Origin of the sequence: Gibbsiella dentisursi, from assembly GCF_039539505.1 — a bacterium.
Lineage (GTDB): Bacteria > Pseudomonadota > Gammaproteobacteria > Enterobacterales > Enterobacteriaceae > Gibbsiella > Gibbsiella quercinecans.
Map to the genome: position 1 here is coordinate 40801 of NZ_BAABDG010000011.1, position 15556 is coordinate 56356.

A 15556-nucleotide genomic window follows, 5' to 3' on the forward strand; every position below is an offset into this window, starting at 1 on the left:
AATGCCTGCCGGCGCTTACAACGATGAATCAGGGGTGCGCTACAAAGCCCACGGCCTGATAGACCTGCGCCAGCGTTTCCTGCGCGCGTGCGCGGGCTTTAGCGGCGCCGTCGCGCATCACCTGCTGCAGGAAGGCTTCATCGTTGCGGAAGCGGTGATAGCGCTCCTGCAGCTCTGACAGCATGCCGGAAACCGCCTCGGCGACCGCGCCTTTCAGGTGGCCATACATTTGGCCTTCAAACTCGGCTTCCAGTTCAGCAATGCTTTTGCCGGTTACGCCAGAGAGAATATCCAACAGGTTGGACACCCCCGCTTTGTTCGCCAAATCGTAGCGGATGACCGGCGGCTCGTCGGAGTCGGTCATCGCACGCTTGATTTTCTTGGTCACCGCTTTCGGATCTTCCAGCAGGCCGATCACGTTGTTGCGGTTATCGTCCGACTTGGACATCTTCTTGGTCGGATCCTGCAGCGACATCACGCGCGCGCCGGATTTCGGAATAAACGGCTCTGGCACCCGGAAGATGTCGCCGTAAATGGCGTTAAAGCGGCCGGCCACATCACGGCTCAGTTCCAGATGCTGTTTCTGGTCTTCGCCTACCGGCACCTGGTTGGTTTGATACAGCAGAATATCCGCCGCCATCAGCACCGGATAGTCGAACAGGCCGGCGTTGATATTTTCCGCATAACGGGCGGATTTATCCTTGAACTGGGTCATCCGGCTCAGCTCGCCGAAATAGGTGTAGCAGTTCAGTACCCAGCTCAGTTGGGTATGTTCCGGCACGTGCGACTGCACGAAGATCGTGCTTTTTTGCGGATCGATACCGCAGGCCAGATACAACGCCAGCGTATCCAGCGTGGCCTTGCGCAGTTTTTCTGCGTCCTGACGCACGGTGATCGCGTGCAAATCGACGATACAGTAGATGCAGTCATATTCATCCTGCATCTGGACCCACTGACGCAGCGCACCCATGTAGTTGCCAATGGTCAGTTCGCCAGACGGCTGCGCGCCGCTAAATACGATGGGCTTACTCATGTTTAAATTTCCTGATTCTCTAAAGATGACAGCCCAAGAGCGGGCAACAAATCAGCAAAGCGTTCCAACACCAGATCAGGCTGGCTTAAGGCAATCGCTTCACCGTAGTTATAACCGTATGTCAAACCGACGCAGGGGCAGCCCGCCGCCTGCGCCGCCTGAATATCATTACGTGAATCACCGACAAACAGCAACTCGTGGGTCCGCAGGCCCAGCTTGCCGAGCACCAGATACAGCGGCGCCGGGTGCGGCTTTTTCGCCACCACATCATCAGCGCCGATCACCAGGGTGAAATCGGCAGCAATCCCCAGGGCAGCCAGCAGCGGCGCCACGAACGGCGTCGGCTTGTTGGTCACCAGCGCCAACGGGTAACCGTGCGCGACGAGCTTCGTCAGCGTTTCGCGCACCTGCGGGAACAGCCGGCTGCCGCTATCAACGGTTTGCGCATAGAAATGGTCGAACCGCCCGCGCGTTTGCTGGCACTGGGCCGGGGTGGCTTCCACCCCGGCCCAGTGCAGCGCACGCTGCACCAGCATATCGGCGCCGTTGCCGATCCAAGTGCTCACGTGCGCTTCCCCAGCCGCCGGCAGGCCCATTTCCACTAAAGCCCGATCGAGCGCCGCCGCCAGCCCCGGCACACTATCAACCAGCGTGCCATCAAGATCAAAAGCCAGAGCGCGAACAGCGCTGAAATCAGCCATGGGTCACCTTCGCCAGTTCGCTGCGCATTTGGTCGATAACGGCGCGATAGTCCGGCTGGCCGAAAATCGCCGAGCCGGCAACGAACATATCCGCGCCCGCCGCCGCAATTGCGCCGATATTCTCCACTTTCACCCCACCATCCACTTCCAGGCGAATATCACGGCCGCTGGCGTCGATCAGCTTGCGCACCTGGCGCAGCTTATCCAGCGTGGCCGGGATAAATGACTGGCCGCCAAAGCCGGGGTTAACGGACATCAGCAGGATCACATCGACCTTATCCATCACGTAATCCAGATAGCTCAGCGGGGTGGCCGGGTTGAACACCAGCCCGGCCTTGCAGCCCTGTTCTTTAATCAGTTGCAGGGTACGATCGACATGCTCAGAGGCTTCGGGATGAAAGGAGATATAGCTGGCGCCGGCCTTGGCGAAATCCGGCACGATACGGTCAACCGGCTTCACCATCAGGTGCACGTCGATCGGTGCGGTGATGCCGTAATCACGCAGCGCCTGGCACACCATCGGGCCAATGGTTAGATTTGGCACGTAGTGATTGTCCATCACGTCAAAGTGCACCACATCGCCGCCGGCGGCCAGAACCTTGGCGGTGTCCTCACCTAAACGGGCGAAGTCCGCTGACAGGATGGATGGGGCAATCAAAAACTGTTTCATCCGCTTCTCCAAACATAGGGTTTGAGGTTGTCTATGCCGGGGCTTTACAGGCGGTGCCCCGCCATGGATCGTGATCCAGATTATCGATACAACGCCAAAAGTTCGTTCACTTTGCTGCGGCCAAGTATATTGCGGCTAATGGTGCGGCGCGCCTTCACCACAAACAACGAGGCATGCTGATACCAGTCGCGCGTCAGTTCGGTATCATGGTTGGATATCAGCACCGGCACTTGGCTTTCCACCGCCAGCTGGTGCGCAATTTGCGCCAAGCCTTGCTGATCGGCAATGCTGAAACTGTTGGTGTGATAAGCCGTAAAGTTGGCCGTCGCCGAAAGCGGCGCATAGGGCGGATCGCAATACACCACGGCGCCCGATGCCGCTTTCAACATGGTATCGCGGTAATGTTCACAGACAAAAGTGGCGTTGCTTGATTTCTCCGCGAACCAATACAGCTCTTCCTCTGGGAAGTAGGGCTTTTTATAACGCCCGAACGGCACGTTAAATTCGCCGCTAAGATTATACCGGCAGAGGCCGTTGTAACAGTGGCGGTTCAGGTACAGAAACAACAGAGCGCGCTGGTAAGGCTCACGGCTCGCATTAAACGCCTGGCGCAGCAGATAAAATTGATCGGCGTTGTTGAATTCGTCGGTGAACAGGATGCGGGCATCGCGCACAAAATCATCGGTGCGCTGCTTAACGATGTTATACAGGTTGATAAGATCGCTGTTGATGTCGGCGAGAATGTAGGACTCGTAATCCGTATTGAGGAATACTGAACCCGCACCCACGAAAGGCTCGATTAAGCAGTCCCCCGCTGGCAGGTGACGACGTATCTCGTCCACCAGCGGGTATTTACCACCAGCCCATTTTAAAAAAGCGCGGTTTTTCTTCATGCCGTCGTTAGCTACTTATTGAATTCAGAGCGGCGGATTGTACTCTGTTTCAGACAGCACATCAGCGCACAAAGTTAAATGATTTATTTTTTAATGTCTTGCTGCACCTGACGTATTGGCCGCGCCCAGGGTTTTTGGGCCTGAACATCCGCCGGCAGCGCCGCAACAGCGCGCTTCGCATCCGCAGAAGAAGCATAGACACCGTTCACCAACACATACCACGGTTTACCATTACGCTGGGTTTCATACACCAGATAGTTTTTCAGCTTCTGCTGGCGAGCAAAAGCGTTCAGCGTATCAGAGCGTGATGCACTGCTCAGTTGCAGGGTAAAGTGGCTGCCTGGCGCGGACTGGATCGTACCATTACCGCCAGTGCTGGCAACCGTAGGCGCCGGCTTACGGGCTGGCGCTGGAGCATTCACCACCGTTGCCGGTGCCCGGTGCGGCGCAGCGGCCTGCGCTGGCTTGCCGGCAGGCTTCGCCGGCGCCTTGTGCGGCTGTGGCGGCACATTGCTATGAACAGGGCGCGTGGCTTCACGCGCGGCGGCACCGCTCATCACCGTCGCCGGTGCGGTCGGCAGCGTGGAAACGACACCTTGCGCCGCGCTATCAACCGCCCCTTGCTGCTGGGACAAGGCATCGGTCATGTTGCCTGGCAGTTCAACGCGCTGCTGCGCACCGCCCTGTGGGGGAAGAGGCTGTGCTTCCGTCGGGGTGCTGGCGATCGGCGGCACGCTGATATTCTGCGGCTGGGAGGACGTGCTGACGCCATTCGCGTCATGAGTATCCGTTGTGCCGCCGGGAACCCCCTGATTCGCGGTGGTCAGCGAAGATGATCCCGCCAGGTTAATGTCGCGGGATGCGCCAGGCTGCGCCTGATTTTCCTCATGCTTGGTGGGGGCCTTCAGCGCGGCGCCGATACCAATCACAATCAACAACAGCACCAGAATGCCTATGCCGATCATCAGATGCTGGCGTGAAACAGCGAAACGCGGCCCTGATGGCGCCGGCTTGCGCGAACGCGTGGGGCGATCGCTGCTGTCTGGTCTTAAATCGTCTTCCGGTTTAAATTCATCCATCTGAAACCCTCCAACTAGAGGTAAAAGCCCGCCACGCCGATATGATGCGCCAAGAGCTCATTAACCTGAAATAGTAACAATGTGCCGAACCCATCCGCACCTTAATTAATATAGATGCAAATCAGTTCTAAGCCACTGTTAATTAGCTAAATTTTTTCATTTATTCTACTGCGGCAGGCAATCGGCGATCGAAGCCAGCACAAGGTCATGCGCCACACCGCCGCGGACTTCCGCTTCACCAATGGCTTTCGGCAACACCAGCCGCAGCTCGCCCGCCAGCACTTTCTTATCACGCATCATATGCGGCAGATAAGCTTGCGGCGCCATTTCCTGCGGCCCGGTAACCGGCAGCCCGGCACGCACCAACAATGCCTTAATACGCTCCACGTTTTGAGCGGAAAATTGGCCAAGGCGCCGGGCAGCTTGCGCGGCCATCACCATGCCGGCCGCCACACCCTCGCCGTGCAACCATACACCATAGCCCATTTCCGCTTCGATAGCATGGCCGTAGGTATGGCCCAGGTTCAGCAAGGCGCGCTGCCCGCTTTCGCGTTCATCAGCGGCCACCACCTCGGCTTTCAGTTCGCAGCAGCGGCGGATACAGTACCCAAGGGCATCCATATCCAGCGCTCTTAACGCATCAATGTTATTTTCCAGCCAGACGAAGAAATCCGCATCAAGAATAATCCCGTATTTGATCACTTCAGCCAGACCGGAGGATAATTCGCGCGCGGGCAGGGTTTGCAGGCAATCCAGATCCACCACCACCGAGGCTGGCTGATAGAACGCGCCAATCATGTTTTTACCCAAGGGGTGGTTGACGGCCGTTTTGCCGCCAACGGACGAATCAACCTGCGCGAGCAGTGAAGTGGGCACCTGAATAAAACGCACGCCGCGCTGGTAGCACGCCGCGGCAAACCCCGCCAGATCGCCAATCACGCCGCCGCCAAGGGCAACCAGCGTGGTATCGCGACCGTGGGGTTTTTCCAGCAACGCCGAGAACACCTGTTCGAGCACGGCAAGAGATTTGTACTGCTCACCATCAGGTAAAATCACCTGATCCACTATTACCCCTGCCTGCTCCAACACGCGCCGAACGCGCGCCAGATACAGCGGCGCCAAAGTTTCGTTGGTGACCAGCATCGCTTGTTCACCCGCCTTCAGCGGCATAAAAGAAGCCGGATCGTTAAACAACCCGGCATCAATGGTAATCGGGTAGCTGCGCTCCCCAAGCGTTACGGTAATTCTCTCCATGCCCGCCCAGTGCCCTCTTTTTTCCTTGCCCTGACAAGGAATACAATCAGTCTTACCGCATTAGCCAGGTGCTAATGCGGAAACCGCAATCAGTTGCTTTCCAGCAGATTAATGATCTGGTTGGCAACCACTTTAGCGCTTTGATCGTCGGTGCGGATAGTCACATCCGCAATTTCTTCGTACAACGGATTACGCTCTTTCGCCAACGCTTCCAGTACTTCACGCGGAGGAGCATCCACCTGCAACAGCGGGCGTTTTTTATCGCGCTGGGTGCGCGCCAACTGCTTCTCTATAGTGGTTTCTAAATAGACTACGACACCCCGAGCCGACAGGCGGTTACGCGTTTCACGCGACTTTACCGAGCCACCGCCGGTCGCCAACACAATCCCTTGTTTTTCCGTCAGTTCATTAATGACTTTTTCTTCACGATCGCGGAAGCCATCTTCGCCTTCTACGTCGAATACCCAGCCCACGTCAGCTCCGGTACGTCGCTCAATTTCTTGATCGGAGTCGAAGAACTCCATATTGAGTTGCTGAGCTAACTGACGGCCAATAGTGCTTTTGCCAGCACCCATCGGCCCAACCAGAAAGATATTGCGTTTCTCTGCCATGTTTTTCGGTATTACTAAGACAATTCGTTAATGATAACCCGCCCCGCCAATCAAATTAGCGGCGGGACCTAAACTGAAACCTCATGAGCGATAGTGCGAGATCAGACGGAAAATTATCTCAACACTCTTGGTAGTTTGGCAACCGAATAAATTGCTGCCCACGCCGCGGGAGGGAAACCATATGTTTTTAACGGCGTCTTGGCATTAATAAAAAAAACCCCGGAGCCTAATTCGGTAACCCTTGTAAGCTAAATCGGCCGCAGCGTCAAACGCAGATGCCCCTCTGGCGAGAAAAAAGTGTATCTCTGTATCAACTTTTAGCGCTTCATGTCTTGATCAGCGTCGGCGTAATGAAGATCACCAGTTCACGCTTTTTATGCTGCCGAGTGCTCTGCCGGAACAAACCGCCCAATAAGGGGACATCCCCAAGAAGCGGTACCTTTTCGGCGGTTTTGGCGTTCTCCCGCTGGAATATTCCCCCCAGCACGATGGTTTCGCCATTTGTTACCGTGACCTGGGTTTTGATCTCCTGTTTGTCGATCGTCAATATCTCACCCTCGGCCTGCGCGATAGAACGGCCGGGCATGTTTTGGCTGATTTGCAACGTGAGGGTGATACGGCCGTTCGGCAAGATCTTGGGCGTGACTTCCATCCCCAACACCGCTTCCCTAAACTCGATCGACGTTGCGCCACTGGCGCCGCTGGACACCGCATAGGGGATCTCGGTGCCCTGCTTGATGCTCGCCGTTTGCTGGTTGGCCGTCAACAACCGGGGGCTGGCGATGATCTCCACCTCATTTTCCTGCTCAAGCGCGGTGAGCTCCAGATCCAGCAAACGCCCACTGATACGGGCCAGGTGGAACCCGACGTTGGCGGCGCTGTAATCCAACGGCAGCCCAACGTTGAAGCTGTCGATACGCAGGGTTTTCGCCGGGCGCTCATCGGCAGCCAGGCCCCAGCGCACGCCCAACGCCCGCAGGCTATCACTGCTGATGGTCACGATATGCGCGGCCAGTTGAACCTGTTCAAGCGGCGCGTCCATCGCAACAACCCAGCGTTTTAATACCGCCAGCCTTGGCGGCGTATCGCGGATCATCAACGTATTGGTGCGTTTATCCGCCAGCACGCTGCCGCGCTCGCTCAGTAACGTGCCGAACTGGGCATTAAGGCTTTGGGCGGTTTGTTCCGCATCGGCATGGTTCAGCGCCAACGCCATGCTTTGCAAGGGTTGCTGCTGCACCGCGGCCTGCGCCCGGCGCAGTTTTTCCTGCTCATCCGGCTCGGGAAGCACCATCATGACATTGCCATCCATCGTCATGCTCAACTTGCCCATCCGTAAAATGACGGCCAGCGCCTGCTGCCAGGGCACGTTATCCAGCCGCAACGTCAAATTCCCGGCCACGCCCTGCGCCGTCACCAGATTCAACTGCTGGAAATCGGCCAACGCCTGCAACACCACGCTAACCGGAGCATCCTGGAACGCCATGGAGATGGGCATATCTTCCTGCACCACCGCCACGGCCGGCGCGCACAGGCTCCATAGCAGCAGGGCTGCCCAAGCGAATCCTTTCATCGATGTTTCTTTCCTTATTATTTGCCCAGCGCCAAAACCACACCGGCAGGTGCAGGCGCGCAGGCGGCCTCTGCCGTAGCAGGGCCCAGCGCGATCTGGCGCCGTTCGATTGCCTGCACCTGCCAGCGCCCGGCTAACAGCATTTGCGCCGGCACCAGACGGAACCAGCCCGTATCGGGCGCCACCAACCAGGCATGACGCGCGGCATCATTGCCGATAATCCCTTTTAGTTGCCAACCTTGCAGGGTGCTGCCGGTTTGCTCACACGCCGCCACCAGCGGCGGTTGGAACGGGTTGCGCACATTTGCGGCAACCGCAGGCCACGCCCAGAGCGCCATCAGCACCCCTAACCCAAGGCGATTAATCATGCGGCTCCCCGAGGCTATCCTGCAGCAGCATCTGTACCGCCAGTTCATCGCCATGCGCCTGTATGGTTAATTGGCCAATCCCCCACTGCACCGGGATGTTTTCCAGCAGTTGCAACAAGCCGGAATAATCGATCAACAGATGCAGACGTTGCCGGCCCGGCTCCCCCCGCTGCCAGCGTTGCAGGGTACCGCCAGCGTCTAGCAACAACTCGCCCACATCGGCGGGAGCGCCCTGTTCCGCCGATGATTGCAAGCGGGCTTCCAGCTCGGCTAACGCGGGCAACGGCGCCAATTGCTGGCGCAATTCGCTAAGCTGCGTAGCCAGTTGCCGCTGCTGCGCCTGCTGTTCGCGGCACGCCAGCCATTCATTGCGCAGCATCAATGCGCCCGGCAACAGACAGAGGCCAAGCAGCCCCCATTGCGCAATCAGCCACTGCCATCCAGGCCGCGCCAACCAGGCCTGCAGCCAAAGGGGTAAAGGCTTAGCCATTCCCCCTCCATTGCGCTTTCAGCGTAAATGACAGCGGCCCATCGTCACGTTGCACCACCTCCTCCAGGCGTTGCTGTTGCAGCAAGGATAAAGCGGCTAATTTGTGGCCAAACTGCGCAATGGCTAAATAGCGGTAGCTCATGCCACGCAGCACCAGCCCCTGGGGGTTTCCTTCCAGCGCCACCAGCCATAACGGCGCGGGCGCCAGCGTGGAACAATACTGCAGCAGTTGCAGATAGCGCCGGTTTTGTTCGCCATTGCGTGCCAGCTGCGCCGCGCGAGCAGCCTGTTGCGCTAAGCGCGCCATCGCCTGTTGAACCTGTTGATAGCGCTGCGCCAGTTCACTTTTATGCTGCGCCAACAGTGCCAGCGCCTTGCCCTGCTGCACCTGTTGCTGGTGCAAAAAGGCAAATAATGCGATGGCTGCCACCAACGCCAATCCCCCCTGGCCGGCGAAAACCGCGCGCCAGAAACGATAACGCCGCCATTGCGCCCGCTCACGCCACGGCAGAAAGTTCACCCGAAACATCAGCTATCCTCCTCGCGCAGCGCCAGCCCGGCGGCCAACACAAATGCGCCGGTAAGGGCCGGTAACGGCGGCGACAACTGCGCAAAGGCGGTAAAAGGCGACCAGGACAGCGCCCCTTCGGGCAGACCTTCCGCCAACATACTGCTGTAATACACCTCTTTTTCCCCAAGCGCGGGGCAGTGCTGACGCATCACCGCCAACGCCTGCTCCGCGTGATGGCACTCGCTGGCCCGCAGCACGCCGTAGGTAAAAGGTGCGCTGCGCGGCCCTACCCATAACCACGCCTGTTCCAGGTGATGCAGCAGACCCGCCTCCGGCGCCAGCCCACAGGCGGCCGCCACGCTGGCGAGCGCACAGGGCGTAATATCCACCACATCAGGATGCAGCCCCGCCGCCTGCAGGCAATGCAACCACTGCTGCAACTCCTGCTGGCGTGCCGCCGTCAGCAGGAGCGACGTTGCCTGGGCCGCCGCCGGGCGATAATCCAGGGCGAGCATTTCACGATCGAGCGGAAAACGCTTGCCCCCTTGCGCGGTAATATAGTCATGGCGCACCGGCTCACGCAGACGCACATCCGGCACCGGCATGGCCTGCTGCAAAATGCGCTGGGCAGGCAAAGCAATGCGTAACGAAATATGTTTTGGCAACCGCACCCGCCATTGCCGAAGCGCCGCGATAAGCACCTGCGGATGGTCGAGATAACCATCGCGCAACACCGGCTGCGCTAACGGTTGCTGCCACCAGTGGCGCAGTTGCCAACCGCCGCGCCGCCGCAAAGCCGCCAGGGCACACACGCTGTTTTGCTGTATATCCAGCCCCACCTGCCATACTTGAGACAACCGCATTTCGCCGCCCTCCATGTAGCCAAGATGATAAAAGAACATATCCATGTCGCAGGCTTGCCTTTATACTACTGCGCGGTTGTTTATAAACTGCCCAAATGACATGAAATGGGAAATTTAAGGTGAAGTTCGTAAAGTATTTTTTAATCCTTACAGTGTGTTGCATCGTGCTGGGAGCAGCCTCGATTTTTGGCTTGTACAAATATGTCGAGCCACAGCTGCCCGACGTCGCAACGCTGAAAGATGTGCGGCTGCAAATCCCGATGCAGGTTTACAGCGCCGATGGCGAACTGATCGCCCAATATGGTGAAAAACGCCGTATTCCTCTACAGTTAGCGCAAGTTCCGCCGGTGATGGTGCACGCATTCATCGCCACCGAAGATAGCCGTTTCTATGAGCACCACGGTGTTGATCCGGTGGGTATTTTCCGTGCGGCTTCGATTGCGCTGGTCTCTGGCCATGCGTCACAAGGGGCGAGCACCATAACCCAACAGTTGGCGAGAAACTTTTTCCTCAGCCCAGAACGCACGCTGATGCGTAAAATCAAGGAAGCCTTCCTGGCGGTGCGCATCGAACAGATGCTGTCCAAGGATGAAATTCTGGAGCTGTATCTCAACAAGATCTATCTCGGTTACCGCGCTTATGGCGTTGGCGCTGCGGCACAGGTCTACTTCGGCAAAGACGTCAGCCAGTTAACGCTGAGCGAAATGGCGACCATTGCCGGCCTGCCAAAAGCCCCATCGCTGTATAACCCGCTCTACTCCCACGATCGCGCCGTGGCCCGGCGTAATGTGGTGCTCTCACGCATGCTGGACGAGCACTACATCACTCAGGCGCAGTACGATCAGGCGCGCAGCGAGCCGCTGGTCGCCAACTACCACGCCCCGGAAATCAGCTTCTCCGCGCCGTATCTTGCCGAAATGGTGCGCCAGGAGATGATTAAGCGCTATGGTGAAAACGCCTATACCGATGGCTACAAGGTTTACACCACCATCACCAAAAAGTTGCAGTTGGCGGCGCAAGAATCGGTGCGCAATAACGTATTGAACTACGATATGCGCCACGGCTACCGCGGCCCGTCGAACGTGCTGTGGAAGGTGGGTGAAGCGGCCTGGAACCAGAAACAGATTGTTGATTCATTAAAGAATCTGCCTAACTATGGCCCACTGGCGCCCGCGGTGATCACCGATGCCAATGCCGAACAGGCCACCGCCATGCTGGCCGACGGCAGCAGCGTCGCCCTGCCGATGGCCGGTATGCGCTGGGCGCGGCCGTACAAATCCGACAATCTGCAAGGCCCAACGCCAAAACGAGTGACCGACGTGGTGCAGGCCGGCCAGCAAGTGTGGGTGCGCAAAGTGAACGAAGACTGGTGGCTGGCACAGGTGCCGGACGTCAACTCAGCGTTGGTGTCTATCAACCCGCACGACGGCGCCATTAAAGCGCTGGTGGGCGGTTTTGATTTCAACCAGAGCAAGTTCAACCGCGTGACCCAGGCGCTGCGCCAGGTGGGCTCCAATATCAAGCCGTTCCTGTACACCGCGGCAATGGATAAAGGGCTGACTCTGGCCTCTATCCTGAACGATCTGCCAATCACCCGTTGGGATGCCGGCGCCGGCACCGACTGGCGGCCGAAAAACTCACCGCCAACCTACGACGGCCCGCTGCGTCTGCGCCAGGGCCTGGGGCAATCCAAAAACGTGATGATGGTCCGCGCCATGCGCGCCATGGGCATCGATTATGCGGCGGAATACCTGCAGCGTTTTGGTTTCCCGGCGCAGAATATCGTGCACTCCGAATCGCTGGCGTTAGGTTCAGCCTCCTTCACCCCACTGCAAGTGGTGCGCGGTTATGCCGTGTTCGCCAATGGCGGCTACCTGGTTGATCCTTACTTTATCACCCGGATTGAAGACGAAAGCGGCAATGCGGTGTTTGAGGCCAAGCCCAAAATTGTCTGCGACAGTTGCAACCTGCCGGTGATTTACGGCGATACCCACCGCTCAGCGGTGCTGTCCGACGATAACGTGGAAAACGTGGCGGTCTCGCAGGAAAGCAACAACAGCGTGCCCATGCCGCAGCTTGAACAGGTTACCCCAGCACAGTTGCAACAGGATGGCGATCAGCAGTACGCGCCGCACGTGATCAGCACCCCGCTGGCGTTCCTGATGCACGATGCGCTGAACAGCAACATCTTCGGCGAACCGGGTTGGATGGGGACGGGCTGGCGCGCCGGGCGCGATCTGAAGCGCCATGATATCGGCGGCAAGACCGGCACCACCAACAGTTCCAAAGACGCCTGGTTCTCTGGCTATGGCCCCGAAACGGCCACCTCGGTATGGATTGGTTTTGACGATCACCGGCGTAACCTGGGCCGTTCATCATCGTCCGGCGCGATTGAAGATCAGATCGCCGGCGGTGAAGGCGGGGCGAAAAGCGCCCAGCCGGCATGGGATGACTTTATGAAAGTCGCGCTGGAAGGCATTCCGGAGCAGAAAGTTACGCCGCCGCCAGGCATTATCAGCGTCACCATCGACAAGAGCAGCGGCAAGCTTTCTAACGGTGGCGGCGGCAGCCGTTCCGAGTACTTTATCGAAGGCACTCAGCCAACGGAGTACCCGACGCACGATGCCGGCACCACGCTGACCGATCCCGGCGGCGAAAGCCATGAGCTGTTCTAACCGACGATAAATGTACAAAAGGGCCAGCTTGCTGGCCCTTGTCAGAGTGCTGGCAAACCACTCGCTTTTTCGTGGGGGTTCTGTTTTATCTTTATCCGCGAGCGCTGGCCGCAAGCGCGATATTTTTTCCTTCAGCCCATTACCACGTTCAATGCCCTTCTCCAATGTCCCCTGTACCTTATCCACACCTATCCCACCAATAGCAGCAGATAAAACATCGCCATCTTCTTCATGAGGCGGTGCTCGGAGGGGATATCGAAGAGGTAACCCAACGACAGCATTTTAATCAGTCGCACAGGGTAAGTTTTGCTTTAGCAAAGTGAGGCAGAATTCAGTTGGTATTGACACTACAGCTACAGCTCGCCAAAACACAGACTGTGACCTCTTACGCCATCATCTTAATCTCTGCGCCACGCCCGGCAATGTCCTGTCACTCGAATGAAGGTCGATAGTGAACTTTCTTCTTAGAATCAATCTGCCGAAATACAACAACAGGATAACAAGCATGATCGCTGATCATCTGAATATAAAAGCTCTTGGCGCTAAGGGTGACGGCCGGCACAAGGATACAACAGCGATTCAGCAGGCCATCAATCGGGGAGCCGAACGTGGACTGACAATCGTTATTCCCACCGGAACCTATCTGACCGGATCTCTGTTCTTGAGATCCGGGAGCCGCCTGCGCTTTGAAGAGGGTGCCACGCTTCTTGGCTCCACCGACATCAGCGATTTCCCCGAAATTTACAGCCGAGTTGCTGGCGTGGAGATGCATTGGCCCGCCGCGATCATCAACGCCATCGACGTGCAGGATATTGAGATCGCCGGTCACGGTGTCATCAATGGTCAGGGGCCGTACTGGTGGAATCTCTACTGGGGAGAGGATCAAAAGGGTGGGTTGCGCCAGGAGTATGACCGCCAGGGGCTGCGCTGGATTGCCGATTATCTGATTAAGCGCCCTCGCTCCTGCCTGCTCCACAACACAAAAAACAGCAAAATTGCGGATCTGACCTTTCAGCAGGCAGGTTTCTGGAATATGCAGATCGTCTACTCCGACAATGTGTCAATTAGCAATGTCAAAATTTGTGATAACCACGGCCCCAGCACGGACGGGATTGATATTGATTCTTCGACTCACGTTCGCGTTACCAGATGTTATATCTCCTGTGGAGATGACGGCATCGCGATCAAATCGGGCCGTGACGGTGACGGCCTACGGGTTGGCAGAATAGCGGAACATATAGAAATCGACCGCTGCACAGTCAAGTCAGGCTATGGTATCACGCTGGGAAGCGAGGTCAGTGGCGGGATCCGCAACGTGCGTATTCACGATATCGACTTTGAAAATGCCGCCTGCGGTCTGCGTATGAAATCGTCGAAAGAGCGCGGAGGTATTATCGAAGATATCCACGTCGAAAACCTGCGAATGCGTAATGTGCAGTTCCCGTTCTCGTGGATCATGGACTGGCATAACGCTTACAACCGCAAACAGGTAGACAGCATTGAGGCGCTACCAGAGGCCTGGCAGGCGGTAGCAAAACAGATCCCGGCACATCTGCAAATGACACAGGTGCGCAATATCAGGGTCTGCCACGTAGAGGCTACGCTGGATAAAGATTATGCTCTGACCTCCCGCGCTTTCGATTTGGTGGCGTTTACTGAAAAACCGATGCAAAACGTCAGCTTCTCGCAGTGTCGGATAGCAGCCAGCGAATTTGGCCGGATTGTGGCAGTTAACGGCCTGAATTTTAGCGAGGTACAAATCTCCGTTGCCGGGAATAATGATAGTAGCAACGACACGTTTGATAATCGCTAAAGGCTGCAGCAATAAACGTTTGCGCGGTGTTTTTTCCGGTCGGCGCTAGGCTTGCCCAACCGACAAAAGCCACAGTTTTCAGCTATGGCGAGCACACTTTCAGCCGTTTATTTAAACGGCTACGAGGGAAAGACCATAACGCAAGGTTCTCTGCTAAAACGCCGTTCCCGATTAGCACCGCCGAAAAACATGCCTGTCAGTGGATAACTAAGGGGAATATACCCGTTATTTGGTATTGAGCAGCGATGGATCCAGATGCACTACTGGGTTTTCTGAATAGAGATAACGGTCTACGTTAAATTCGAAATCATCACTTGTCGCGCGGAAAAGCATTTGTTTAGTGTTTTCCAGATGCTGCCACATGGCGAGTTTCGACGCATACGGATCCCGGCGAATCAGCGCTTTAAGGATAAGGTCGTGATCCTCACACCAGCTTTCGATCGACCTTTCGTCGATGTGTTCATGCAGTTTATGCCAGTAAGGGTTGTGTAACCGCTGGCTCCACATTTTTTCAACGATTGTCGACAACGCATTATTCTGCGTGGCCTGCGCCACCTGCACATGGAATTTCAAATCCCATTCTGAATCACGGAAACGATCCTCCTGGCGGGCGTGCTCCTGGATTTTCATCAGGCTCATGATGTCCTGCTTGGTGATCTGCGTCGCAGCGAACTCAGCGATATTGCTTTCAATCAGTTGGCGTGCCTGAAGCAGCTCAAACGGCCCGGCGGTTCCAAACTCTGTGCCATTATCAGACACCACCAGATGGCGCTGCTGATTTGACATCACATGAATACCCGAGCCTTTACGGACTTCCACATAACCTTCAACTTCCAGCATGATAATCGCTTCACGCACCACGGTACGGCTGACATCCATCTCATCAGAAATGAGGCGTTCAGCAGGTAACTTTTCGCCAACTGGATACAAACCCGTTTCGATTCGTTCCTTGAGCGTGGCAGCCAGTTGTTGGTAAAGGCGTCTGGTGTCTGTGGATTCCATATAAGTGCTCTTTAAAAGTA

Annotated in this window: 15 protein-coding genes; 2 read left to right on the forward strand and 13 right to left on the reverse strand. The window is 56.8% G+C overall.

The genetic code is table 11. The annotated features are described in order from the left end of the window. Positions 1–28: 28 nt before the first annotated feature. The 12 genes from trpS to pilM form a co-directional block, all read right to left on the reverse strand. Positions 29–1033, reverse strand: a complete 1005-nt coding sequence (gene trpS / locus ABFX35_RS22450) for a tryptophan--tRNA ligase (RefSeq protein WP_346082970.1) — start codon at positions 1031–1033, stop codon at positions 29–31. A 2-nt stretch (positions 1034–1035) separates the two neighbouring features. Continuing rightward, positions 1036–1734 (reverse strand): phosphoglycolate phosphatase, encoded by a 699-nt coding sequence (locus ABFX35_RS22455; RefSeq protein WP_346082972.1) that lies wholly within the window; start codon positions 1732–1734, stop codon positions 1036–1038. Beyond that, positions 1727–2404: a ribulose-phosphate 3-epimerase gene (rpe, locus tag ABFX35_RS22460; RefSeq protein ID WP_346082974.1), complete on the reverse strand. Its 678-nt coding sequence runs from the start codon at positions 2402–2404 to the stop codon at positions 1727–1729. The genes ABFX35_RS22455 and rpe overlap by 8 nt, the downstream gene beginning before the upstream one ends. Positions 2405–2484: 80 nt before the next feature. Further along, positions 2485–3297, reverse strand: coding sequence for an adenine-specific DNA-methyltransferase (gene dam, locus ABFX35_RS22465; RefSeq protein WP_346082975.1), 813 nt, complete (start codon positions 3295–3297; stop codon positions 2485–2487). Between the two features lie 83 nt (positions 3298–3380). Next, complete coding sequence (locus ABFX35_RS22470; protein WP_346082976.1) at positions 3381–4376, reverse strand: SPOR domain-containing protein; 996 nt, start codon at positions 4374–4376, stop codon at positions 3381–3383. A 165-nt stretch (positions 4377–4541) separates the two neighbouring features. Then, positions 4542–5630 carry a 3-dehydroquinate synthase gene (aroB, locus tag ABFX35_RS22475; protein ID WP_346082977.1) on the reverse strand — a complete coding sequence of 363 codons (1089 nt, stop codon included), beginning with the start codon at positions 5628–5630 and terminating at the stop codon, positions 4542–4544. 89 nt (positions 5631–5719) lie between these two features. After that, positions 5720–6241, reverse strand: coding sequence for a shikimate kinase AroK (gene aroK, locus ABFX35_RS22480; protein WP_095846749.1), 522 nt, complete (start codon positions 6239–6241; stop codon positions 5720–5722). Between the two features lie 325 nt (positions 6242–6566). Next, positions 6567–7814 (reverse strand): DNA uptake porin HofQ, encoded by a 1248-nt coding sequence (gene hofQ, locus ABFX35_RS22485; protein WP_346082979.1) that lies wholly within the window; start codon positions 7812–7814, stop codon positions 6567–6569. Positions 7815–7831: 17 nt separating this feature from the next. After that, positions 7832–8182, reverse strand: a complete 351-nt coding sequence (locus ABFX35_RS22490) for a hypothetical protein (protein ID WP_279028017.1) — start codon at positions 8180–8182, stop codon at positions 7832–7834. Continuing rightward, positions 8175–8672: a hypothetical protein gene (locus tag ABFX35_RS22495; RefSeq protein ID WP_279028015.1), complete on the reverse strand. Its 498-nt coding sequence runs from the start codon at positions 8670–8672 to the stop codon at positions 8175–8177. The genes ABFX35_RS22490 and ABFX35_RS22495 overlap by 8 nt, the downstream gene beginning before the upstream one ends. After that, the gene (locus ABFX35_RS22500) at positions 8665–9201 is read right to left on the reverse strand and encodes a PilN domain-containing protein (RefSeq protein WP_346082981.1); all 537 of its coding nucleotides are present in this window, start codon (positions 9199–9201) and stop codon (positions 8665–8667) included. The genes ABFX35_RS22495 and ABFX35_RS22500 overlap by 8 nt, the downstream gene beginning before the upstream one ends. Continuing rightward, a complete protein-coding gene (gene pilM / locus ABFX35_RS22505; RefSeq protein WP_346083065.1) occupies positions 9201–10085 on the reverse strand; it encodes a type IV pilus biogenesis protein PilM in 885 nt (294 codons plus the stop codon). The genes ABFX35_RS22500 and pilM overlap by 1 nt, the downstream gene beginning before the upstream one ends. A gap of 80 nt (positions 10086–10165) precedes the next feature. Here pilM and mrcA point away from each other — a divergent pair, with 80 nt between their 5' ends. Beyond that, complete coding sequence (gene mrcA / locus ABFX35_RS22510) at positions 10166–12721, forward strand: peptidoglycan glycosyltransferase/peptidoglycan DD-transpeptidase MrcA (RefSeq protein ID WP_346082983.1); 2556 nt, start codon at positions 10166–10168, stop codon at positions 12719–12721. Positions 12722–13226: 505 nt separating this feature from the next. Next, positions 13227–14534, forward strand: a complete 1308-nt coding sequence (locus ABFX35_RS22515) for a glycoside hydrolase family 28 protein (protein ID WP_279028516.1) — start codon at positions 13227–13229, stop codon at positions 14532–14534. Between the two features lie 225 nt (positions 14535–14759). Here ABFX35_RS22515 and exuR read toward each other — a convergent pair whose 3' ends face one another. Continuing rightward, positions 14760–15536, reverse strand: coding sequence for a transcriptional regulator ExuR (gene exuR / locus ABFX35_RS22520; protein WP_279028514.1), 777 nt, complete (start codon positions 15534–15536; stop codon positions 14760–14762). Between the last annotated feature and the right edge of the window lie 20 nt (positions 15537–15556).

Coding starts and splice junctions, on each gene's coding strand:
- aroB (WP_346082977.1), bottom strand. CDS start 5,630: ATGGAGAGAATTACCGTAACGCTTGGGGAGCGCAGCTACCCGATTACC.
- hofQ (WP_346082979.1), bottom strand. CDS start 7,814: ATGAAAGGATTCGCTTGGGCAGCCCTGCTGCTATGGAGCCTGTGCGCG.
- ABFX35_RS22490 (WP_279028017.1), bottom strand. CDS start 8,182: ATGATTAATCGCCTTGGGTTAGGGGTGCTGATGGCGCTCTGGGCGTGG.
- dam (WP_346082975.1), bottom strand. CDS start 3,297: ATGAAGAAAAACCGCGCTTTTTTAAAATGGGCTGGTGGTAAATACCCG.
- ABFX35_RS22515 (WP_279028516.1), top strand. CDS start 13,227: ATGATCGCTGATCATCTGAATATAAAAGCTCTTGGCGCTAAGGGTGAC.
- ABFX35_RS22495 (WP_279028015.1), bottom strand. CDS start 8,672: ATGGCTAAGCCTTTACCCCTTTGGCTGCAGGCCTGGTTGGCGCGGCCT.
- exuR (WP_279028514.1), bottom strand. CDS start 15,536: ATGGAATCCACAGACACCAGACGCCTTTACCAACAACTGGCTGCCACG.
- aroK (WP_095846749.1), bottom strand. CDS start 6,241: ATGGCAGAGAAACGCAATATCTTTCTGGTTGGGCCGATGGGTGCTGGC.
- ABFX35_RS22500 (WP_346082981.1), bottom strand. CDS start 9,201: ATGTTTCGGGTGAACTTTCTGCCGTGGCGTGAGCGGGCGCAATGGCGG.
- pilM (WP_346083065.1), bottom strand. CDS start 10,085: ATGTTCTTTTATCATCTTGGCTACATGGAGGGCGGCGAAATGCGGTTG.
- trpS (WP_346082970.1), bottom strand. CDS start 1,033: ATGAGTAAGCCCATCGTATTTAGCGGCGCGCAGCCGTCTGGCGAACTG.
- ABFX35_RS22470 (WP_346082976.1), bottom strand. CDS start 4,376: ATGGATGAATTTAAACCGGAAGACGATTTAAGACCAGACAGCAGCGAT.
- ABFX35_RS22455 (WP_346082972.1), bottom strand. CDS start 1,734: ATGGCTGATTTCAGCGCTGTTCGCGCTCTGGCTTTTGATCTTGATGGC.
- rpe (WP_346082974.1), bottom strand. CDS start 2,404: ATGAAACAGTTTTTGATTGCCCCATCCATCCTGTCAGCGGACTTCGCC.